Annotated in this window: 18 protein-coding genes and 1 tRNA gene; 11 read left to right on the plus strand and 8 right to left on the minus strand. The window is 44.5% G+C overall.

The features are described 5' to 3' along the window. Positions 1–50: 50 nt before the first annotated feature. The 3 genes from KUV50_RS01500 (at position 51) to KUV50_RS01510 (ending at position 4,976) form a co-directional block, all read left to right on the plus strand. Positions 51–1,358 carry a purple acid phosphatase family protein gene (locus tag KUV50_RS01500; RefSeq protein WP_222578312.1) on the plus strand — a complete coding sequence of 436 codons (1,308 nt, stop codon included), beginning with the start codon at positions 51–53 and terminating at the stop codon, positions 1,356–1,358. A 7-nt stretch (positions 1,359–1,365) separates the two neighbouring features. Then, on the plus strand, positions 1,366–2,619 hold the full coding sequence (locus tag KUV50_RS01505) for a purple acid phosphatase family protein (protein ID WP_222578313.1): 1,254 nt from the start codon (positions 1,366–1,368) through the stop codon (positions 2,617–2,619). Between the two features lie 83 nt (positions 2,620–2,702). Beyond that, a complete protein-coding gene (locus tag KUV50_RS01510) occupies positions 2,703–4,976 on the plus strand; it encodes a hypothetical protein (protein ID WP_222578314.1) in 2,274 nt (757 codons plus the stop codon). Between the two features lie 10 nt (positions 4,977–4,986). On the opposite strand, the gene KUV50_RS01515 is transcribed toward KUV50_RS01510, so the two are convergent. The 4 genes from KUV50_RS01515 to KUV50_RS01530 form a co-directional block, all read right to left on the minus strand. Then, positions 4,987–5,487: a hypothetical protein gene (locus tag KUV50_RS01515; RefSeq protein WP_222578315.1), complete on the minus strand. Its 501-nt coding sequence runs from the start codon at positions 5,485–5,487 to the stop codon at positions 4,987–4,989. Between the two features lie 140 nt (positions 5,488–5,627). Further along, a complete protein-coding gene (locus KUV50_RS01520; protein ID WP_222578316.1) occupies positions 5,628–6,491 on the minus strand; it encodes a glycosyltransferase family 2 protein in 864 nt (287 codons plus the stop codon). Next, positions 6,488–7,060, minus strand: a complete 573-nt coding sequence (locus KUV50_RS01525; protein ID WP_222578317.1) for an NADPH-dependent FMN reductase — start codon at positions 7,058–7,060, stop codon at positions 6,488–6,490. Before KUV50_RS01525 ends, KUV50_RS01520 begins: the two co-directional genes overlap by 4 nt. 508 nt (positions 7,061–7,568) lie before the next feature. Beyond that, on the minus strand, positions 7,569–8,405 hold the full coding sequence (locus KUV50_RS01530; RefSeq protein WP_222578318.1) for a glycerophosphodiester phosphodiesterase family protein: 837 nt from the start codon (positions 8,403–8,405) through the stop codon (positions 7,569–7,571). A 237-nt stretch (positions 8,406–8,642) separates the two neighbouring features. Here KUV50_RS01530 and KUV50_RS01535 point away from each other — a divergent pair, with 237 nt between their 5' ends. Beyond that, entirely contained in the window at positions 8,643–9,407 is a 765-nt protein-coding gene (locus tag KUV50_RS01535; RefSeq protein WP_222578319.1) for a DUF1080 domain-containing protein, read from the plus strand. 136 nt (positions 9,408–9,543) lie between these two features. Here the strand turns inward: KUV50_RS01535 and hemN are convergent, their stop codons facing one another. Further along, positions 9,544–10,905, minus strand: coding sequence for an oxygen-independent coproporphyrinogen III oxidase (gene hemN, locus KUV50_RS01540; RefSeq protein WP_222578320.1), 1,362 nt, complete (start codon positions 10,903–10,905; stop codon positions 9,544–9,546). A gap of 58 nt (positions 10,906–10,963) precedes the next feature. Then, positions 10,964–11,461: a gluconokinase gene (locus KUV50_RS01545; RefSeq protein WP_222578321.1), complete on the minus strand. Its 498-nt coding sequence runs from the start codon at positions 11,459–11,461 to the stop codon at positions 10,964–10,966. A 208-nt stretch (positions 11,462–11,669) separates the two neighbouring features. Here KUV50_RS01545 and KUV50_RS01550 point away from each other — a divergent pair. Continuing rightward, positions 11,670–11,743: transfer RNA gene (locus tag KUV50_RS01550), tRNA-Pro, on the plus strand. 82 nt (positions 11,744–11,825) lie between these two features. On the opposite strand, the gene carB is transcribed toward KUV50_RS01550, so the two are convergent. Next, the gene (gene carB, locus KUV50_RS01555; protein WP_222578322.1) at positions 11,826–14,642 is read right to left on the minus strand and encodes a carbamoyl-phosphate synthase large subunit; all 2,817 of its coding nucleotides are present in this window, start codon (positions 14,640–14,642) and stop codon (positions 11,826–11,828) included. Between the two features lie 136 nt (positions 14,643–14,778). Between carB and KUV50_RS01560 the strand changes: the two genes are divergently transcribed. Genes KUV50_RS01560 through KUV50_RS01570 form a run of 3 tightly spaced genes read left to right on the plus strand, consistent with a single transcriptional unit; the run spans position 14,779 to position 16,464 of the window. Then, a complete protein-coding gene (locus tag KUV50_RS01560) occupies positions 14,779–15,129 on the plus strand; it encodes a tRNA-binding protein (RefSeq protein WP_410000024.1) in 351 nt (116 codons plus the stop codon). A gap of 14 nt (positions 15,130–15,143) precedes the next feature. Continuing rightward, a complete protein-coding gene (locus tag KUV50_RS01565; protein ID WP_222578324.1) occupies positions 15,144–15,701 on the plus strand; it encodes a nitroreductase in 558 nt (185 codons plus the stop codon). Positions 15,702–15,711: 10 nt separating this feature from the next. Then, the gene (locus KUV50_RS01570) at positions 15,712–16,464 is read left to right on the plus strand and encodes a Smr/MutS family protein (RefSeq protein WP_222578325.1); all 753 of its coding nucleotides are present in this window, start codon (positions 15,712–15,714) and stop codon (positions 16,462–16,464) included. A 201-nt stretch (positions 16,465–16,665) separates the two neighbouring features. Here KUV50_RS01570 and KUV50_RS01575 read toward each other — a convergent pair whose 3' ends face one another. After that, positions 16,666–18,075 carry a Gfo/Idh/MocA family protein gene (locus tag KUV50_RS01575; RefSeq protein ID WP_222578326.1) on the minus strand — a complete coding sequence of 470 codons (1,410 nt, stop codon included), beginning with the start codon at positions 18,073–18,075 and terminating at the stop codon, positions 16,666–16,668. A 198-nt stretch (positions 18,076–18,273) separates the two neighbouring features. Here KUV50_RS01575 and KUV50_RS01580 point away from each other — a divergent pair, with 198 nt between their 5' ends. The 3 genes from KUV50_RS01580 (at position 18,274) to KUV50_RS01590 (ending at position 22,548) form a co-directional block, all read left to right on the plus strand. After that, positions 18,274–19,917, plus strand: coding sequence for a glycoside hydrolase family 32 protein (locus tag KUV50_RS01580; RefSeq protein WP_222578327.1), 1,644 nt, complete (start codon positions 18,274–18,276; stop codon positions 19,915–19,917). 378 nt (positions 19,918–20,295) lie between these two features. After that, the gene (locus KUV50_RS19550; protein WP_222578328.1) at positions 20,296–21,417 is read left to right on the plus strand and encodes a helix-turn-helix domain-containing protein; all 1,122 of its coding nucleotides are present in this window, start codon (positions 20,296–20,298) and stop codon (positions 21,415–21,417) included. Between the two features lie 9 nt (positions 21,418–21,426). After that, positions 21,427–22,548 (plus strand): helix-turn-helix domain-containing protein, encoded by a 1,122-nt coding sequence (locus tag KUV50_RS01590; protein WP_222578329.1) that lies wholly within the window; start codon positions 21,427–21,429, stop codon positions 22,546–22,548. Positions 22,549–22,759: the final 211 nt, after the last annotated feature.

Consider the following 22,759-nt stretch of genomic DNA (forward strand, 5'->3'; position numbering starts at 1 on the left):
GGTTCAGAAGTTATGGAAAGATAGAGAATTTAAATGCAAAATTAATTCAAATGAAACATAAATTATCACTGAAGAGTAGCGTAAAAAGTGTGCTGTTTTTTATGATGGTCTTCTTTTATTATACGGAAAGTCAGGCCCAAAACCAGAATCTTCCTCAGCGGATTATGATCAATCCGCTGGAGTCGGGACACACCGGAGTAGCCATTACATGGCGGAACCTCAATCCCGATAATGAGCAGTATATCCAATGGACTGAAGCACATCCACATCCAGTCAAAATGGAAGCCGAAGCGGATTCTAAGCGAAAAGACCATGCCGCCGTATATCATGAACAAAAAGCAATGAGCCGGACGGATACCGTAGACTACAAAGGCGTGGAATCTTATGTAACCAGTTGCCGTGTGGCCTTGACCGGTTTAACGCCCGGAGAAATGTATATGTATCGCGTAGGTGGGCATGCCGGAGGATGGAGCGAATGGATCCAGTTTACAATGTCTCCCGGGCATCCGGATTCGACCCTGACCTTCATTTATCTGGGGGATCCTCAAAATGATCTTCGGAGCCAATGGTCGAGAGTTATTAGAGAGTCGTACAAAACGGCCCCGCATTCTGATTTTATCATGTATGCAGGTGATTTGGTGGACAATGGATACAACGATGCTGAATGGAAGGATTGGTATGAAGCTGGTAGTTTTATACACCGCATGATTCCGTCCATTTCGACACCAGGTAATCATGAATATACCGATGTGATCCTGACACCGTTGTGGCGGTCACATTTTGAGTTGCCAGCCAATGGACCAGAAGGGATTAAAGCATTGGAAGGCGCCTGCTTTTACATTGATTACCCTGCAGTTCGGGTGATTTCATTGGATGGGGAGCAAATCGATGAGAACCCCGAGTATCGTTTGGCAATGGTGAACTGGTTACGAAATTTGTTGGAAGAGACCACCCAAAAATGGGTTGTGATGACCATGCACTATCCTTTTTTTCATACCAACCCAAGGCGGAACAACCCCAAGTTGCGAAAAGCTTTTAAACCCTTGGTGGATGAGTACGGGGTGGATTTGATTTTACAGGGACATGATCATGGGTATGGTCGGGGGATGTTGGATGAAATCGCTGATGGTCCATCCACCCAAGGAACCATGTACGTGGTATCATTGAGCGGACCTAAGGTTTATGAGGTCGGTCATGATAAGTGGATGCAAAAGCGCGGCGAAAACATACAACTTTACCAGGTCATCGAAATAGAGGGAGATGAACTGCATTATAAAGCGTATACCACAGATGGAGAATTATTTGATTCATTTACTCTGGAGAAGCTTGAAAAAGGCAGTCGATTAGTAGAAAAGTAAATCAATTATGAAAAAAATAAAATATTATTTAGGATTTATACTGAGCTGTTGTATCAGCTTGGTAGTTGCACAGTCGTTTACCATTCCCGATCGAATTTTTATTAATCCACTTGAGGACGGTGTGTCCGGTATTGCTATTACATGGCGGTGTCCGGTATCCGTGAACGAGAGCTTTGTGCAAATTCAGCCAGCTACCCCCCATCCGGTGACCGATGAAGAGACCGGAACGATTCGGGGTGCAATATCCCGAGTGGATACCGTGACGTATGATAATCATACCGGTATTTATAAGAGTTTTCGCGTGAAACTGGAAAACCTGGCGGCGGGCACAAAATACATGTATCGGGTGGGTAGCCGGACAGCGGGCTGGAGCGAATGGATACATTTTGATCTTCCCGATCCGGATCCATCTTCTCCGTTTTCATTTATTTACTTTGGGGATCCCCAAAGTGACCTTCGCAGTCAGTGGTCACGGACCATTCGTCAGGCTTTTAGATCGGCTCCTGATGCATCCTTTTTATTGTATGCGGGGGATTTGGTGAACAGGGGATACAGCGATAGCGAATGGGGCGATTTCTATACATCTGGTGACTTTATCCATCGAATGATTCCATCGATCATGACCCCGGGCAATCATGAATATGAATATCCGATGTTGTCACCATTGTGGCAAACGCATTTCACACTTCCGAAAAACGGTCCGTCTGGCTATAAAGAATTGGAAGGCGCTTGTTATTACATCGATTACCCGGCTGTACGTGTTATTTCTCTGGATGGTACAACCAGTGAAAAAGACCGAAAGCTCAGAAAAGTGCAGGCCAGGTGGCTCGAGTCTGTGTTGCAGGAAACAGATAAAAAATGGGTTGTGTTAACCCTGCACCAACCCTTTTATAGCACCAAGGCAAGCCGGGATAATCCGCAAATCCGACGTGCATTTATGCCATTAGTTGAAAAATATGGCGTAGACATCGTGCTTCAGGGACATGATCATGCTTATGGACGGGGCATGCTTGCTGCGGGGGAACAAACCCCCGGACACTCCGGAACAATGTATGTGGTTTCGGTCAGTGGCCCCAAACAGTATGAGGTCGATGAACAAAAATCCTGGATGCAGGAAATGGGAGACAATATTCAGTTGTACCAGGTATTGGATATCGAAGGCGATGAACTGACGTTCCGGTCTTATACGACAACGGGCGAGTTGTTTGACGAATTTAAATTGGAGAAAGTGTCCAAAGGACAATTGAGATTGGTGGAGTGACCATAGCTTGTTTTATTAATCAAAGTACATGAAGCCCACTCCGGAATAGTTAATGCTTCGTGTGGAAACGCTGAACACACCGTATGAGGAGAATAGCAATTTTCATTGTACTATTGTTGGCAGGGTGTAGCTTGCAGGGACAGATTACGCTGCCTGTTGGCAGTCATCCGCCTGCCCTGGATGTGCCGTATTTTCCCAATAAAGCCTATGCTGTCGTATGGCGAAACTGGAATCTGGTTCCTCTTGAGCGGATCGCTGAAGCATTGCAATGCACTGTGACAGAGGTGGAAGAATTGGGTGAATCGATGGGGCTTCCGCCGTCGATTAAAGTTCCAAACACCTATGATGAACAGATGTACATCACCGTCGTACGGCGTAATTGGCACTTGTTGCCCTATGACCAACTGTTAACTGTCCTCGATAAGACTGCAGATGAGCTATCGGTCGCACTAAAAGAAGATGATTTTTTATACATCAAACTTGGGAGTCTAAAACCAGACTGTGCCCCGGTGTATTACACCCAGCCTACTTCAGAAGAAAAGGCCAGAGCAGATCACATCCGTCGACTTGTCAAGAAATATTTTCCGGATGTGGATACGCCGGGGGTGCCGCGGTTTGATTTTATTGATCATTTGAAGAATACCAAGGGTGTCCCGACCGTACGGGGAAAGAAAGATGAAGGTTTGAGGTTTATCTATTCTTATTTTGGTGTGTTTGGTGATCCGCTAACGAACCCTGAACTCGATCCTTACCCGGATGGTCTGTTGGCTCGTTTGGCCTCCCATGGAGTCAATGGCGTTTGGTTGCACGTGGTTCTTAATCAGTTGGTAGAAGTAGGTGGCGTTTATCCGGAACTCGGCGCCGGGAGCAATGTGCGACTTCGTAATCTAAAGAATCTCGTGGATCGCGCCGCCCGGTATGGGATATCTGTTTATTTGTATATGAACGAACCACGGGCGATGCCTGTTTCCTTTTTTGACGATCGTAAAAGCATTCAGGGTGTTCGCAAAGGGGATTTTATGACCATGTGTACCAGTACAAAAGAGGTGTTGGATTGGTTATCCCATTCATTGTCCCATGTTTTTCAAAAAGTGCCGGGGTTGGGTGGGGTTTTTACCATTACTGCTTCTGAGAATCTGACCAGCTGTGCTTCTCACAATCTTCAGGAAAATTGTCCGCGATGCAGTAAGCGAGAATATGCGGATCTTATCGCTGATGTAAACAAGGCCATTGAAAAAGGCGTTCATCAAAGTGCACCCGATGCAAAGGTTATTGCGTGGGACTGGGGGTGGTACAGTCACGGTGACGGCTCTGAAATTATAAGACGATTACCCAAGGACATTTGGGTAATGTCAGCCAGTGAATGGAAAACACCTTTTCAACGGGGCGGCGTAGAAGCAAAAGTTGGGGAATACTCCATCTCAGTAGTTGGTCCGGGGCCGCGCGCACAAAATCATTGGAAAGTTGCGCAGGAACGTGGATTGAAAACCGTCGCCAAGATGCAGTTAAATAACACTTGGGAACTATCTGCTGTTCCCTGGTTACCGGTCCTGGATCTGAATGCAGAACATCTGTCTCGATTAGCCGGTGCCGGATTGAATGGATATATGCTGAGTTGGTCTCTGGGTGGTTATCCGTCACCCAATCTGGAATTGGCTCAGATGTTCAATCTGAATCCCGGTCTGACAAAAAATGCGGCGCTTGATCAATTGGCTGAACAACGGTATGGGCCAGAAGGAATGCGTTGGGCGCGCCAAGCCTGGGCGGCATTTAGTGCCGCTTTTCAGGAATTTCCATATGATATAAATACGGTCTATAACGCTCCCCAGCAATACGGCGCATCCAATTTGTTGTATTTGACTCCCACCGGCTACAAGGCTACCATGGTTGGCCTACCGTATGACGATCTGGATGGATGGCGGGGGCCCTATTCCCGGACCGCGTTTGCTGATCAGTTCCAAAAACTGGCTGATGGATGGGAGAAAGGTCTCCGTGACATGGAATCATTAATGGACCGTACATCTCCCGATAAGCGGGGAGTAGCAGTGGCTGATTTCGCCATAGCCAAGGCCGCCGGATTGCATTTTCGTTCGGTAGCCAATCAATGCCGTTTTATCATCGCCAGAGATAATCATTTGAATGGAGGAGGCATGGAAGAACTCCGGAGGATGGAGAATGCCCTCCAAGCGGAGATCCAAACAGCTGTTGAAATGGTCGCATTGGTGAAATTGGACGCTCGCATCGGATTCGAAGCCAGTAATCAGTATTATTACGTTGTTCAGGACCTTATGGAAAAAGTCCTGAATGGTACGTATTTACTGGATCAATTGCTAACTAATGAGCTGAACCAAAGATAGTTCTCCTTGATTATTCAAAATATTGATCCAACTCATGAACCCGTTCGATAATTTCGTGACTTGAATGCTTCGCCGTTTCCAGATCATCCGTTTTTGCGATCTGACTTGTGTTGCCCATGATCGGAAAAAACCATTGGTGTAAGGCTTCATCATCAGCACCTGTCATAGTGCATTCCCGGATCATTTGGTTTAGTCCTTCCTGAATATCATTGCCGTAATCTTTGAAGTCTGCCAATGTCGTGGCCTTGCTATCCTGGAATTGGGCAGTGACCGACTTGATGTGGTCGGCATTCTTTCTGGTGGGCGCATCCAATTGCCATTTCTTGCCGTCATTGAGTTTGAGTGAAGTATCGTGCATGGCATCGTGATCGTGGTCATCGCTGTGCGAAGCCATATCATTCTTTTCATGTGACATCTCCTGATGAGTACCATGATTTTCGTCCGTATTGCTATTAGATTGGCAGGACCATACGGTTAGCATCAGGATCAAAATGGGGAGGAAATACTTCATACTATTTCATATTTGGTTTAATAAAAAGTCGTTTGAACAGATAGTAACCTGATAATGGGGATAAAGTTGTCCTAATATATGCGATTTTTTATAAAAAATAGAAAGGTGCTATTTGGGCGGTTTGAATTTTGTGAGGATTGTCATCCATCGTGACTAGGGGCGGTCTTTAAAATCCAATAGCGCGTTGCACCAATACCGTAGTTTAATTTTACCCAATAACACAATGCAATAACCTGAATCAGGGATAATCCCATTTTCTCCCGAATATTTTTGTGATGCATTCTTCGAACGAAATGGGGCGAAGGGGGAAGCAAATTTTTAAATACATACCAGAATGGTGCGGGCACGGATCTGTTTTCAGCTTTTCCACCGCCCAATCTGCGGTATTTTTTCGTAAAAGCCTTTCCGGATTTAAACGGGTATTTGAATTGAACATCGGGATCGACGAGTAATTGATAACCGCTTTCATTTGCTCGCTTGGTCCACTCTATGTCACCTAGAGAACGAACTTCTCGAAAGGGGCCGATGGCTGTCCACAGACTTTTATAGAAAAATAAGTTAGTAGCAGGAAGGGCTGCGATGGGGTGGTCTTCCTCAGGGTCGATGACTGCGTACAAATAATCAAACCGTTGATAGGCATCGAGAGACCGCGGGTCTGGTCGATGAGGCAAACCTCCAAGAATGGTATCGGGGTTCAGTAACTCAAGCGCTGATTCCATCCAACCCGGTTCTACCAACGCATTGACATCCAATAATGCAATGATGTTATTTTCGGTGCTATCGATGCCTAAATTTCTGGCGATGTAGGGTGAAGCAGTTTTGTCAGCATGGAGGAGTTGAACCGGATAATCCGAAATAAAGTCCAATGAATCGGTCGAGCCGTTATCTACCACAATGATGTCGTGGCAGTCATATCCCAGCTCGATCAACCTCCCCAGGCAGCTTTGCAATTGCCGGACTTGATTGCGGTGTGGGATGATAATCGATACGTCTGGATCGGTCATGACTTCTCACTCTCGTCCATTTTTTGTTTGGCCTGTACGCACCACATGAGTTCATCGACAAAAGCCCCGGCTAGTTTGTCTGTGATTTCCGGATTTAGAGAACGGCCGGAATCGTCGTATGTCTTATCGACATTGGGTACATGATATCTTGCCGGCACCGTCCAGGCACCGATTTTCCATAAGGTAAATTGCAGGGACATGATGACTTGCGTTCCTGCAAAGGGGCCATCTGAAACGGCGGCCAGCGCCATTGGTTTTCTATGCCATTCTTTGTACATAAAGTCAATGGCATTTTTAAGACTGGCTGGATATCCTCCATTGTATTCCGGGGTCACGATAATCACACCATCAGCACCATTTATTCGGCCTGCAAATTCTTCCCATTTTGGCTCCGGGTCTGTCATTCGCGCGAGTCTTTCTTCGAATAGCGGAAAAGAGTAATCCTTTAAATCCAAAATATGGGGTGTTTCGTATCCCTTGGATTTGATGAATTGCTGGAAAAAAAGGGCAACCCGATGACTCTTTCGTCCGTCCCGGATGCTTGAAGAAATAATTACTATATCGGTCATGTGTGTGTTTTATGATCTGTGGTGTCTGAAAGTATAGAAATATTCTCTACGATATCAAAGATATTAATAAATGTTTGTTTTTGATACTCATAGAGAGAACGACCATATGCATTTGGCTTGCTGGTCCTTGCGACCTCGCTGAGGTCGATTATTTGGGAGCTTGTCTTGGGCTATCATACTGTGACCTACGCTGTAGGTCAATTTCTTGGCCTGTTCTTTAGAGATAATTCCTTGAGCCCATCGCGGTGTGAGGAATTCAACAAAAAAAGGGGAAGTAATAGCATTGGGTTATTTTCACCACTTTTGGTTAAAATAGTTTGATCTTCAATTTTTGAAAGCGTCGACGCTGAGGATTTATACATCCCGGATTAAGAGTCCTAACCACAAAAGACCTCAGCGAGGTCCCAAGTACGTTAGTAACCAGATTAAGTAATATGATTGACCTCGGAGAGGTCACAATGAAAGAATGGCTCCCCGCAATGAATAGCTCGAGGAGGCGACTAAATAATTACGGCTTCACTTCCCGGGCTTTTATGATGGGTTGGATCGCTAGAGGCAAATCGGTTTGGATGATACTGGGTTTCGTTTGTAATAATTTTTCTAAAGGTCCTGTTTGATCCGCCCGCAGAGCCTGGTCGGTGTCTCCCAACGCATTAATCCATACATGAACACCACGGCTGTGGAAATAATCCGATAGTTCTGCCGACGCAAAGGATGGGTCTACATGGATGGCCCAGGGCTTGAATTTTTCATATGCCTTTTTTGCCATTTCTACATCATATGCCCGTGGCATGAGTGACCAGTCGGGATGTTTACTTTGAACTTTTTCCAACACTTCCCAGTCGCTGTCAAAAAAGAAAACATTCTTAGCTGCCTGCTCCTGTTCGACGACTTGCATGACGAGTTCAATTTTTTCGGTTTTAAGATCCAGGTCAAATAGAATCTTATTTTTTCCGAGTCTTAAAGCTTCTCGCAAGAGTGGAATCGTCTCATCCGTTGGCTGACCATCGTGCAATAACGGTAGATCTTTGATGTCATTCCAGTACAATGACTCGATCGCACCAGTACCGGTGGTTGTTCGGTCTATAGTAGCATCGTGCAGCACAACCAGCGAATCATCTGCGGTCCGGCGGACATCTATTTCCACAATATCAATGTTCTTCTGCATGGATTGTCTAATGGATTCCAAAGAATTTTCAGGCGCGTGTATGTGGTATGCCCGGTGGGCCGCCACTAAAATATCACCGGCTGAATAAGGTTGAACAGTGACAGGTGCTTTGCATCCCAGCAAGGATAGTACAAATGCAGAAAAAAAAGCGACAGTTAGTAGGGAAGTATATTTCATTGGGATTTAATTTGGCTGCACATGGCTGACCGAACTTCACCGTGAACGATGTGGTACTGCATGGGCTAAAAAATGTCTAATATAATGAGAACAAAATTAGCTTCCGTGACGCGATCGTTAAGATGACGTTAAATCAAAGCGGTGGTGTAAATTTTATATTGGGAAATGGTATTTCAATTTATCAGACTATATTGTATCTTTGGTTCACAAATTCATCCACCCAAACATAATTTTTATATGAAAAGCACATTACTTACTTTATTCGTAGCATTTATATGTTTCGGTCTCTCGGCCTGTGGAAATTCTAAAAAAGCTGTTGCAGGGCAGAATACTTCAGAACGCCAGGAAACAATGAATTCTAAAGACAATACACTGACAAAAAAGCAAAAGAAAGAAGGGTGGAAATTGCTTTTCGATGGAAATTCAACGGATGGATGGCACACCTTCAATGAGGACAATGTCAGTGCCAAGTGGAGTGCCAAAAATGGGGTTTTAATTTTTGATCCTGAAGTCAAATCAAAGGGTGGAGACTTGGTAACCAACAAGGAATATTCAAACTTTCATTTAAAACTGGATTGGAAAATATCCGCCTGTGGGAATTCCGGGATTATGTTTAATATTCAGGAAAACGGCCAAGAGAAAACATATCATACAGGACCCGAAATGCAAATACTGGACAATACATGCCACGGTGATGCCAAATATCCTACCCATCGAGCTGGTAGCCTATATGATCTTATTCAGGCTCAACCAGAAACAGAGAACCCTGCCGGGGAATGGAATACCGTAGATATTATTCTTGATCAGGGGCACCTTGTCTTTAAGTTAAATGGTACACAAGTGGTCGAAACTCAAATGTTCAATGATCAGTGGACTGAAATGCTGGCAAATAGTAAGTTCAAGCGCTGGCCTGGGTTTGGAACCTTTAAAAAAGGACACATCGGCTTACAAGATCACGGAGACTATGTGGAGTTTAAGAATATCATGATCAAAGAACTGTAATCTTACAAGTTAGCCAAATCTGTGACGAAAAATACTAGACCGCGGTGTAGTACGGTTCAATCTAATACACGGCCTGCCCATGCCATGATCACTCGGCAGGGTCGCTCCCAAAAATTCTGTCGAGACTAGCTTAGATTTACACGGTCATAGAGAAAATTCGATTTTCAGGTTGGTTTTGATGGAGGTGAAGGTCAAAAGCCATGCAAATGTTTCGAATAAACGGACGGCCCCGGTCTGTGACGGATAAGGTGTTGTTTGAGATTTGGATTAAGTTGTCTTTAAGTGGTTCTTCCAACCGGTCAAGCACTTCCGGTAATACGTCAAACTTCATGTCATCTTCGTTCCATGAGGTTTCAAGTCGGCAAGTGAGGTTCAACAAGTGGCGCCGGATGACTTGGTCTCTATGGTCAAGATGATGGCCCTTTGTCACAGTGCTTTTTCCAGCATCAAGAAGTTCGTAGTAGCGTTCCACATTTTTTTCATTTTGGGCAAAGCTTGATCCCATATCACTAATCGCGGAGACCCCCAGACCAATCATATTCGTTGAATTTACCTCCGTATACCCCATGAAATTTCGATGCAGAGTGCCTTTTCTGCTCGCTGCGGAAAGTGCGTCTCCAGGTAAAGCAAAATGATCAAAACCTATCTCTTCGTACCCCAATCCTTGCAATTGTTCCTTGCCATATTCGTACATATCCCTCTTTAGATTAGCCGGAGGCAGATCCGATGCATCAAAACCCCGCTGGCCGGTGCCTTTGATCCAGGGAACGTGTGCATAACTGTAAAATGCAATTCGCTCTGGCATTAACCGCTGCGTGTATTTGATATTTCTTCGGATGTCAGCCAGAGTTTGGAATGGCAGCCCAAAAATGAGATCATGGCCCACAGATTCATAACCTGCTGCCCGGGCGTCCATGGTGACTTGCTGGACATGATCGTAAGGTTGTATCCGGTTAATTGCTTTCTGAATTCGTTCATTGTAATCTTGGACCCCAAAACTCACCCGTCGAAAACCATATTGGTACAATGTTTCTAAATGTTGTTTTGTTGTGTTATTGGGATGCCCCTCAAAGCTGTACCTGGGCCTGTCAGGTAGATTAACCCCGGGCTGCTGAAAGAGCCCGTCCAGCAGTGCAGCCAGATTAGTGGGTGAAAAAAAAGTAGGTGTTCCGCCACCGAGATGCAATTCACTGATCGTAATTTCACGGGTTATGACGGAATGATACTGTTGCCATTCTCGGAGTAAATAGGCGATATATGGATCTTCCACTTCATGGCGGACTGTGATCCGTTTGTGACACCCGCAAAAGGTGCACAACTTTTCGCAAAATGGGAGATGAATATAGAGGGAAATCGCCGGATCAGCCTTGGTTCTCGATTCAACCTCGTTCATCCATTTTTTAACGGAGAAGAATTCGGGCTGCCAATACGGTACGGTTGGATAACTGGTATATCGGGGGCCGGGAACATTGTATTTATCAATCAACGGATCTTTCATGTGCAGTTTTTTGCGGTGAAAGACAAATATAAAGCCTCCCGACTGAAATATCCAGTCATTAAGAAAGTTTTCGGATGATTTCGTCCACAATTAGTTGCGGCGTTTTGTTTACCTCTACGGCAATTACATTTCGGTGTGGAACTTCCAAGGTGTCAAATTGGGATTGAAGGAGCGATTCGGGCATGAAGTGATCTTGGCGGTCTTTAATTCGCTGATAAAGCAATTGATAATTTCCATAAAGAAATATCCACTGAACCTGATCTTTGGGTAAGTTTTTATCGAGTATGTGGCGGTAGGCTTCTTTCAACGCAGACGTAGCGATGATCAGACTCTGCGTGGGAAGTTCTTTTTGAGCAAACGCTTGAATAGCGTGGAGCCAGGGCTGGCGATCTTCGTCAGTCAAAGGAGTCCCTTCAGACATTTTTTTGATATTGGCGTCCGGATGAAATTCATCACTATCGTAAAATGGAATGTCCAACCGTTGGCTTAATAGCTTTCCTACGGTGGTTTTTCCACTTCCGGAAACGCCCATGATGTAATAAATCTTATTTTTCATTCTGTATCTTCTGTGCTAATATAAGGAATATACCAAGTTATATGTTTTGGGGATCCATCGAATTCGCGATTCGTCATCCCCGATGAGACATCGGGTAGAGCATCCGTCGGTAGAACTTTACACCTCAATTTTGGAAGCCCAGCCTAATTTTTGAAAACAAAAGAATAGGTGAATAGAGATACATTCATTATCTTTGCCGTCCCTCATTCGGGATGTGGCGCAGCTCGGTAGCGCACACGCATGGGGTGCGTGGGGTCGCTGGTTCGAATCCAGTCATCCCGACAACTATTTTAGCTAATAAAAAAACCCTGTAAATCTTTTGATCTACAGGGTTTTGTGTTTTAAACGTTCTCTGTGGGAGGAATCACATGCTCAAATACATGGACCTCCGTTTATCCAGTTCCCTGAAATATGGATCTGACAGATCATCGATGAAATAAATTTTTTCTCCCGTGGATTTCATTTCTGGCCCGAGACTCTTATCTACATTCGGGAATTTATCGAATGAGAAGACAGGAATCTTAATAGCGTACCCATCCAATTTGTTTTCTACGTTGAAATCTTTCACCTTTTTAATTCCCATCATCACCTCTGTAGCCAGTTGTATATAGGGTATTCCATAGGCTTTGGCGATAAAGGGAGTCGTCCGGCTTGCGCGTGGATTGGCTTCGATCACGTAGACCTTCTCATCCTGTATAGCAAATTGGATGTTGATCAAGCCCACAGTTTTTAAGGCTACTGCCAGTTTTTTAGTGTAGGCCACCATCGTGTCAATGTTTTTTTGCGACAGACTGTAGGGCGGGAGTACCGCACTACTATCCCCGGAGTGAATTCCGGCCGGTTCGATGTGTTCCATTACGCCCATGATATGGACATCTTCTCCGTCGCAGATCGCATCGATCTCTGCTTCGTGCGCCCGGCGAAGGAAATGATCGATCAATACCCGATTATCAGGTAAATGCTTGAAGATGCTAAGCACATGTCGTTCCAGTTCCTGGTCATTGATCACGATACGCATCCGCTGGCCACCCAGTACATAAGATGGTCGAACCAAGACCGGGTAGCCGACGCGATTCGCAATTTCGATTGCTTCATCCACCGTGTTGGCGACACCATAATCGGGATAGGGGATGTCAAGATCTTTTAGCATATCTGAAAACCGACCACGATCTTCTGCCAGGTCGAGCGAAAGGAAATCAGTTCCAATCGTCGGAATTCCTTTTTCATGAAGTTTCTCAGCCAACTTAAGAGCAGTCTGACCACCCAGCTGGACAATCACTCCTTCCGGCTGTTCCAATTCTATGATTTCTTCCAGGTGTTCCCAAAAGACCGGTTCAAAATAGAGTTTATCAGCAATATCAAAATCGGTAGAGACGGTTTCCGGATTGCAATTCACCATGATGGCCTCGTAGCCGGCATTTTTGATCGCTAAGATCCCATGAACGCAGCAGTAATCAAACTCGATGCCCTGACCGATTCGATTGGGGCCGGATCCCAAGACGATAATTTTTTTCTTATCAGAACGCTTACTTTCATTTTCTTGTTCGAACGTCGAATAGAAGTAAGGGGTTTCTGCTTCAAATTCGGCAGCGCAGGTATCTACGGTTTTATATGTTCTGCGGACGCCAATATTTTTACGATGACGGGTAACTTCATCTTCGTCGAGTCGCATTAACCAGGAAATTTGCGCATCTGAATAACCGTGCTGTTTGAGTTCTAACATAAAGTCCTCATCAATGTCTTCTGCGACATTGTAGTGCGTGAGTCTTTGTTCCAGTTTGACCAGTTTCTCGATTTCTCTCAAAAACCATTTGTCGATACCGGTCAGGCGGTGCACTGTACTGATGGGGACCCCAAGCCGCAAGGCATCCTTGATGCGATACACCCGGTCATCGGAAGGCTTTTCGAGGCGTTCCAAAATATCATCTGTGCGAATCCATTCTTTTTTATCCCCACCCAGTCCCATTCGGTTATTCTCTTGTGCCTGACAGGCCTTTTGAAGGGCTTCTATGAAAGATCGTCCAATGGCCATCACTTCTCCCACCGATTTCATTTGTAAGCCCAGTTCATGGCTGGACCCGTAGAATTTATTGAAATTCCATCGGGGCATTTTGACAATGACATAGTCCAGTGTGGGCTCGAAAAAGGCGGAGGTGTTGCCGGTTATTTGATTTTTGAGTTCATCCAGGGTATACCCGATTGCGAGTTTGGCTGCGATTTTAGCGATGGGGTATCCCGTTGCTTTACTGGCCAAAGCGGAAGATCGTGAAACCCGTGGGTTGATCTCTACGGCAATGATATTTTCCGTATCCGGATCGATGGCAAACTGGACATTGCATCCGCCGGAGAAATTACCCAGCGAACGCATCATTTTGATGGCCATATTCCGCATTCGTTGGAATGTAGTATCCGATAGCGTCATTGCAGGAGCCACGGTGATGCTATCCCCAGTGTGTATACCCATCGGATCCATGTTTTCAACTGTACATATGATCACGACGTTGTTATTTCGGTCCCGGAGTAGTTCGAGTTCAAATTCTTTCCAACCGAGCACCGCTTCTTCGACCAATACTTCGTGGGTTGGCGATGAATTGAGACCATGACGCAGCGCGTCATCAAAATCTTTCTCTTCCATCACAAATCCACCACCGGTTCCACCGAGTGTGTAACTGGGTCTGATGACAAGTGGAAACCCGATTTTCTGAGCCGCATCTTTTCCTTCGAGAAAACTATTTGCGATGATGGAGGTGGCTACCGGCATGTCAATTTCGCCCATCAATTTTCGAAACTCCTCTCTGTTTTCTGTGATTTCGATGGCATTGAGATCGACACCAATTAGTCGGATGTCATATTTTTCCCATATTCCGAGTTTCCCCACTTCAATGGCAAGGTTGAGCGCTGTTTGCCCGCCCATGGTGGGGAGTACAGCATCAATTTCCCGCTCCTGGAGGATTTTTTCAATACTTTCTGGAGTCAGAGGTAATAAGTAAATATGGTCTGCTGTGACCGGATCAGTCATGATGGTTGCTGGGTTGGAATTGATTAGCGTGACCTCTATCCCTTCCTCCCGAAGCGACCGGGAGGCCTGAGATCCGGAATAATCAAATTCGCAAGCCTGCCCGATTATGATGGGGCCGCTACCGATAATTAGAACTGAAGAAATGCTTTGATCTTTAGGCATATGTGATATGGATTTGTAGAATTGGCTGCAAATATAAGTCACCAAGGCCAAAGATTTGAATGAGATCGGTTTTTTATCCACGAAATTATCTTTGACAAGCTTGGCGTGGATTAATTTCTTCTTCTATTTTTGTGTTATGACACAAGATGCATCATTAATAAGCTGGGATGATTTCAAGAAAATAGAAATCCGAAAAGGAACGATTGTTAAGGCGGAACCATTTCCGGAAGCCAGACAACCTGCCTACAAGATCTGGGTCGATTTTGGCGCTGAAAAAGGTGTTTTGAAAACGAGCGCTCAGGTTACCCGACATTACCTCCCTGAACATTTGCCCGGTAAAGCGGTTATGGGAGTAACGAACTTCCCCAAAAAACAAATCGGCCCGCTGATGAGTGAATTTCTGCTGGTGGGTTTTGAAGATGAAAGCAAGGCTATTATCTTGGCAACTTGTGATCCACAGGTGCCTGATGGGGCCATATTGAAATAAAACATAAGGAAATTATGAATGATGTTTTGAAGGCGGTCTCTCGACGAAGAGCCATATACCCGGATCGGTTTAACAACAATGAGATTACCCAAGAACAAGTGCGAGAATTGTTAGAAGCCGCCCGGTTTGCACCAACGCACAAATTAACAGAACCCTGGCGATTCCATGTCCTGATGGGGGATTCCAAGCATTCATATGCGGATAAGATCAAAACCTTTGTGGAGGATAAAACCAACAAACCTGAAAAGGGAGATCGGATGAAAGAAAAAATGGACCAATCCCAGGCCGTGATTGTCATTAGTTATCAGCGAGATCCCAGAGAACGGGTGCCGGAGTGGGAGGAGATTGCAGCTACGGCGATGGCCGTCCAAAATATATGGATCCATACACAAGCGCTGGGAATGGGCGGATATTGGTCCACCGGTGCCCCAGCCGTAGAAGCATTGACCCGTCAATTGTCCCTCGAACCCGGTGAAAAAATTCTCGGGCTGTTTTTCCTGGGCCGCCACGATCATGAACCCCGACAGCGACCTTCAAAATCTGTCGATGAATTTACAACATGGTTGACCTAGAATTAGCTCTATGAAAGCATTATCGTTAATACTGATATACAAATCAGAGAACCAACGTGTTCAGATCGGTTTCCAAAATGACACCTCGGATACCTTTAAGCTCCAGGGTGACATAACTTTCAACGGACCGGAGCCCATTCTTTTGAAAGGCACCCTGCCCCCCGAATCCAAATCGCTGATGGGGGAGATTCCTTTTGATCAGATCAACGATTACCCACATTTTGAAATGGAGCTGGAGCGACATTCATCCAGGGGGCATGCAGAAACTATAACGTGTAAGATAAAGCCCAAACCCAAGCATTTTATTAAATTGACCCTGCTCGACGCTTGGGAGAACAGACCAGGACGAAGCTATCTGGTATGGAAACAATCGTCGAATTCCGACAGCCTCAAAAGTATTCCTGTTTCAAAACGAAAACCAGGGTCATCGCAACCCAAAAGAACATCCAATGTGATCCGCGACCTTTCCGAATTGGCCGTTTTCAATCGAGAACTCGACCTCCATGCGGAAAAACTTTTCGACAACGCAAAATCTGTTCCCCCGGATCAAATCTACCAGCGGCAGATGAAAACATTTCAATGGTATATGGACAAGGCACGCTCCATGAATATCGACCGGGTTTTTATCATTCATGGCGTGGGGTCTGGTCGTCTCAAGAAAGCCATCGCTAATAAGCTGGAATTTGACCCATCGGTCGCTTCTTACACGAACGAACACCACCCCAAATATGGATTTGGCGCCACTGAAGTGGTGTTTAGATAAAAGGCTTTTGGGTATTGGGTCGCTTCGCTTTTGGGTGTTCGTCGACCTGAGCGGGTGCCGAACGATCATCAACCATCAACAATTAACCATCAACCATCAACCATTAACCATCCACCATCCACCATCAACCATCAACCATCCACCATCCACCATCAACCATCAACCATCAACCATCAACCATTAACCATTAATAATTAACAGTTACCCTGTCACCACTTTGGTGTTCCCGCCACCGCGCAAGGAGATGTCTACAGGCGCATTGGTTTTCCACGAACCTCTGGTGAAATCAGGAACATCAATCGAATTGGATCGGTTGGCGACAGAGGCTTCACTGAGTGGCGATATCGCGCTCCACAAGGCACCGTCATAAACGTCATTGTCCAGTGGAAGGCCATTGCGCAAACAGTCGATGAGTCGCCAGTCCATGATGAAGTCCATGCCACCGTGACCACCGATTTTTTTTGCCATATCACCCACTTTTTCAACCAGTTCCGGGGTGTATTTTTCTTCAATCTCTTTGAATTCCTGCTCGTTTTTCCAATTGTGACCTTGGGCGATTCGCGCTGGTGAAGGCCACTTGCGCGCGATACCTTTGGTGCCGGAAAGTAAATGGATTCTGGAATAAGGGCGTGGCGATGTGACATCATGCTGTACCATGATGGTCCGACCTTTGTGTGTTTTTATGCAACTGGTATTGATGTTACCCCGGTATTTTTTACTCGCCCACATATTGAAGAATGGATCTTCTGCGGCTAGTTCCACCGCATGGTCATGCATCATAAAATCATCGCTCGACATGGAGTTCATGTATTCCATTTTGTCCCCGCGATTGATGTTCATCGCCCAACAAACCGGGCCCAGGCCATGGGTCGCGTATAGATCCCCGTCCCGTGTGGCGTTTTCTTCCAGTCGCCACATGTCCGAATATCCGGTTTTGCTGAAGTTGAGCCCCAGCAGATTGTGCAGGTAAGCCCCTTCTCCGTGAATGATCTCACCGAAATAACCCTGTCGAGCCATATTGAGTGTCAAAAGCTCGAAAAAGTCATAACAGCAATTTTCCATCATGACACAGTGTTTTTTTGTCCGTTCGGAAGTTTCTACCAATTGCCAGCATTCTTCCAAAGTGGTGGCAATAGGTACTTCACAAACAGCATGCTTATCGTGTTCCATCGCATAGACGCACATGGGAGTGTGCCAATCCCATGGTGTAACGATGTATACCAAGTCGATATCATCGCGTTCACAAACTTTCTTCCAGGCCATCGCTGATCCCGAATACAAATCCGGCGCGTGGTGAGTACCTTCGAGGATTTTCTTAGCTTTTTCTGTGCGTTCCGGCTGAATGTCACACAATGCTTTGATATCTACACCCTGGATTTTACTCAACCGATTCACGGCTCCGGGACCGCGTTGTCCCAGTCCGATGACAGCAACCCGCACGGTGTCTAAAGCGGGTGCTGCATAACCCGACATATTAAAATGCTGCTGGTTGTTTTTGGGTTTGAGTCCCTGGATCTGATTGGATTCTTTACCCTGGACGAATCCTGCTCCTGCCAAACCCAAACCTGCTAAACCGGTCTTCCGAATAAAATCTCTACGGTTGTTTTTCATGGTATATTATTTCTTATTACTGTTTGTATGATTATATGCGAGGCCAATATACAAATTTATATAAGAATTCTTTATGGTCCTTGTATTTCACCTCCGTGCAAATCATCAAAATTATCTAAGTATTCTGCCAGACGTAAAAATGGACGCGAAAACTTTGTTACTTTTGAATCATCTGTTCATGACAAAAATAAGCTCTGTATGAAACCCCATTTATTGATTGCTTCCTTATTTATTTCTTTTACTTCCGGACTTATGGGTCAATCCACAGAACGAACGATTTCTATTTCTGAAAAATACCTGAATTTGCCGGTGAATCAATCGGAAGCCCGGGAAGAGATGACCTTGACCTTTGAAGATGGTACCGTCCGCAAGTTTGTGATCCGACTTAGTGATGGATCGCCTGACTATTGGGTTTTTGTGGATCTGACTACCTTTCAAAATCAAGATCTTAAAATCAATTATCCTTCAAACCGGCAGGGCATAGCACAAATATATCAGTCTGCGGAGATCACCGGGGCAGACAGCCTGTATCAGGAAACGTACCGACCACGGTTTCATTTTTCGTCCAAACGAGGCTGGAACAATGATCCAAACGGCCTGGTCTATGCCAACGGGGTCTATCACCTGTTCTACCAGCATAATCCCTATGAGATTTTTTGGGAAAATATGCATTGGGGACATGCGACAAGTACTGATCTGATACACTGGGAAGAACAGGGAGACGTCCTGTATCCAGATTCACTGGGGACGATGTTTTCGGGCTCAGCCGTGGTGGATGAGAAAAATACTGCCGGGTTTCAGCAAGGTACAGAAGATGTGTTGGTTGCCATTTATACCGCACACAGGCCGGGTCATGAGGTGCAATGCCTGGCTTACAGTAATGATGAAGGAAAAACGTGGCGTAAGTACAAAAACAATCCGGTTCTCGATAGTAAGGAACGGTGGGAGTCTGGAAATACCCGGGACCCCAAAGTATTCTGGCATGAGGAGACTGACCGCTGGGTGATGGTTCTTTTTGAAAAAGATGGCCACTCGATTTATACTTCCACCGATCTGAAAGGATGGATCTATCAAAGTCATCAACCCGGATTCTGGGAATGTCCTGAACTGATTCAGATGCCGGTGGACGGAGATGAGAACCATATGAAATGGGTCATGTATGGAGCGTCCGGCACCTATTTTATCGGAGATTTCGACGGAGAACGGTTTGTGATTGAATCGGGGAAGCACAATTATTACTCGGGCCCGATGTATGCAGCACAGACATTCAGCAATAGTCCAGGGTATCCTTCTCCGGTGATCCAGATCGGTTGGGCGCAAATCTCGCATCCGGAAATGCCGTTTAATCAGATGATGGCTTTTCCCACGCAACTGAGTTTGAAGTCTACGCGAAATGGCATTCGGTTGTGTTCAAAACCAATTGATGGTATTGAAAAATTGTATGCGAGATCCTGGAAATGGACCGACCTGGATGTTTCTGGAGCGAACGAGGTGCTGCAAGAAACGGAAGGGGATTTGTTTCAGATCAAAATGAAGGTGGAGATGATCGAAGGGATTGCTTTTGATCTGCAACTGGATGGAAATTTGATCGCGTCTTACAGTTTTAATCACAATAAGCTCAATGGAGCATTCTATGCCGGAGATCAGATGGAAGACCGAATGATCGATCTGGAAATTTTAGTCGATAAGACCTCCATCGAAGTATTTGCAGACGATGGGCAGTTTACGGTTCTTTCACCGAGGCAAGAAGCTAAAAATAATGCTGGACTCCAATTTGCACCCAGAAAGGATCAGGTAAAGATCCATGCCCTGGAGGTCCACCGGCTTAAAACAGCGTGGTGAATAACAATACGATCGTCTTGGCTGGACGTCTTTACTATTTTGAAGTCTGTGTAGTATGCCATGAAACTATAACTACTAATGTGTATGTCAGACCTTCCGAAACTGGGGGAATGTCTTGAAATAGGAATTATTTTGATAATTAAAATCCTATATTTGCGGTAATTTTTTTGGAATATACTTCTCGAAGTAACAACAATGCTCATGGATTACTCAGCATGCATGCCGAGGTGGATGAAATCTGAAGTTTTATTTCAATACATGATGAAAATAAATTAGACAAGCCTTCGGGGAGCTAAGAATGGTGTGGAATTATAAGGATGGAAGAAAGGCGCCAAGTGTAAGAATTACTTCATTGTAAGGTATGAAAGCAATTTGCTAGTGGATCACCATTTCATAAACAGTCAGGTATTAGGTGCAGAGAATGAGACACACCCTTTAGAATCAAAGGGTGTTGCTTTGGTCTTTCCGCAAATGCTTCTTATTACCATTCTACTGCTTTTTTCAGTCCTTCATTTATCGATGTGGATCGTTGATTTATCTCTGGTTTATGTGCAGGTCGTGTTAGTACTGGGCCCCTTGTTAAGATTCTCTTATACGAACCACAGAAATGATGCCCCCGTCATCAAAGTGGTATGGTGGCAGGCGCTTCCTTACTTTATTCTGGCAGTTGTTTCATTTGTCGGTTGGCATTTAGATTTTTTTTATGATTTTGACCATTTTAGCCAAAGGTCATTGAGTATCAGTTGTTATGTGTTGACCTTTAGCTTGATTATGGCATACACTATTTGGGTCTTATTTCGGGCCCAATCAATTGATTTTTCATCCCGCTCTTCTGAAGTGAACGTTATTCTCATCGTGACCATGGTTTTTGTTGTGTTGACACCAATTGTTTTTCTAAAACTTAGTGAAGTCTTTTTTGTCGGTTTAAATGATTCTTATTCCATTGGTAACACCATATACATAGTCGTTATTCTTGTGGCGCTTAAGTTGGTTTGGGTTCTGTTTGATTTCCTCCGTGTTTCAGTTCCTCAAAATAAAGAGCAAACGATGCCGTACAGTCTTTCGGTTCATAAAACACCTGTGGATTTAACTATTTCAGCGCCGACGCCGGATAATGAAAACCCCCAATCTGAGACGGTTCAATTGGCTGCGGAAGTAGAAGCAGCTTTGATGAATTCTAATTGGATTGTGAATCCTACCATATCTTTGGATTCTATGGAGGCTAAAACGGGCATTGCAAAGTCACGGCTATCTCATTTGTTCAACACGTATTATAAGAAAGGATTTTATCAAATGATCGGAGAGTACAGGATTCGATACGCGATGACAATTTTGGATGAAAATAAAAACATCTCTTTTGAAGCATTGTCAGATATGTGTGGATTTAACTCTAAAACAACCTTTTATAAATACTTCAAAGCAGTCAATGAATGTACGCCCAATCAATATTTGCGATCACTGAATAAAGAAGAAAACAGCAGTGAAAATAATGTAAGGTAACCTTTTACTATGAATATACTTCAGATACTAGTAGCTGTTGATATTTTGGTGGTTTTGATGGTTTTGGCGTTTCATTTAAAAAAACCTCATCAATACCAACGTTCTTTTTATCAGGTACTCACTTCGTTTTTGGTTTTTTTATTATTTCATTTTGTCTATGTCTTTGTTAGTAAGATCTGGTTCCCTGAAGGTGGATGGGTGGAAAATTCTGCACCTTTTGGCTTGATGTATGGGCCTTTTTTGTATGTATTGCTGAAAACCAGATTGACAGATAGAATTGTTCCTCGGCAAGTTGTCATGCATGCATTGCCCTATCTTGTTTTTTTAGTATTGCAACTGACCTTTTTAATCATCCAGTTGGAATACCGGACACCGATTGCCAGGATTTACATGAAAATATTATATAGCTTGATTCCGGTATCATTCATTGGATATGGTCTGATATCATCCCGAATCATACATAAATCACAATACAGAATTAATCCTAGATTTTACATAGTGCTGATATGTAACATTCTGATGCTGTTTATATTGTCACTGTTTTTTATTAATATCATATTGAAGGATTCCATTTTTCTTCAGAAACCCGGGGTGGATGTAGGAGGCTTGATGATATATACTTTTTTCTTGTTGAGTTTGCTTTCAATTTTTCTTTTTATTTGTAATAGGAAACCAATCATAATTGGCAATTCAGTGGTAGAAGGTCAAAAGATTGATGTCACTCCATCCAATCCTTCGCAAGAATACCTGGAATCGGACTCCCAATATAAAAAATCAGGGCTCACAGAATCTGATTTGATGACCTATGAAAAAGATTTGGATAAACTTATGGAAAATGAGAAGCTGTGGCTGGATCCAGATTTGAATTTGGATTTTTTGGCTGATTGTTTAAAAGTGCCCAGCCATCACCTGACTCAAGTGTTGAGTGTGCGAAAAAACAAAAACTTTAATGAGTATATCAACACCATGCGAGTGGAACACGCTTGTCATCTAATCCATCATAAAGGGGACGAAATATCACTGACCGAAGTAGCGTACCAGAGCGGATTCAATTCCAGGTCGACCTTCTATCGATGGTTTAAAAAGCTACTTAAAAAGACCCCCGCAAACTACCAGGCCGAGCAGCGTTGACCTTCTCTTCTCTTACGTCGTTTAATTGCGACAAGCAACTTTAGACCCTTTCGAACATGAAACCGGTATTTGTCTTTGCAATACAGGCATATACGGGTGTGACAATGAACTGTGTCAATTCTGTGGCGTGTCGTACTTCCCATAGAAATGGACGATGAATACTGATTTATGAAATTACTTTCGCATCCAAATAGTAAACTAAAATATGGTC

It is taken from the genome of Membranihabitans marinus (assembly GCF_019802045.1).
Classification (GTDB): Bacteria; Bacteroidota; Bacteroidia; order Chitinophagales; family Saprospiraceae; genus Membranihabitans; species Membranihabitans marinus_A.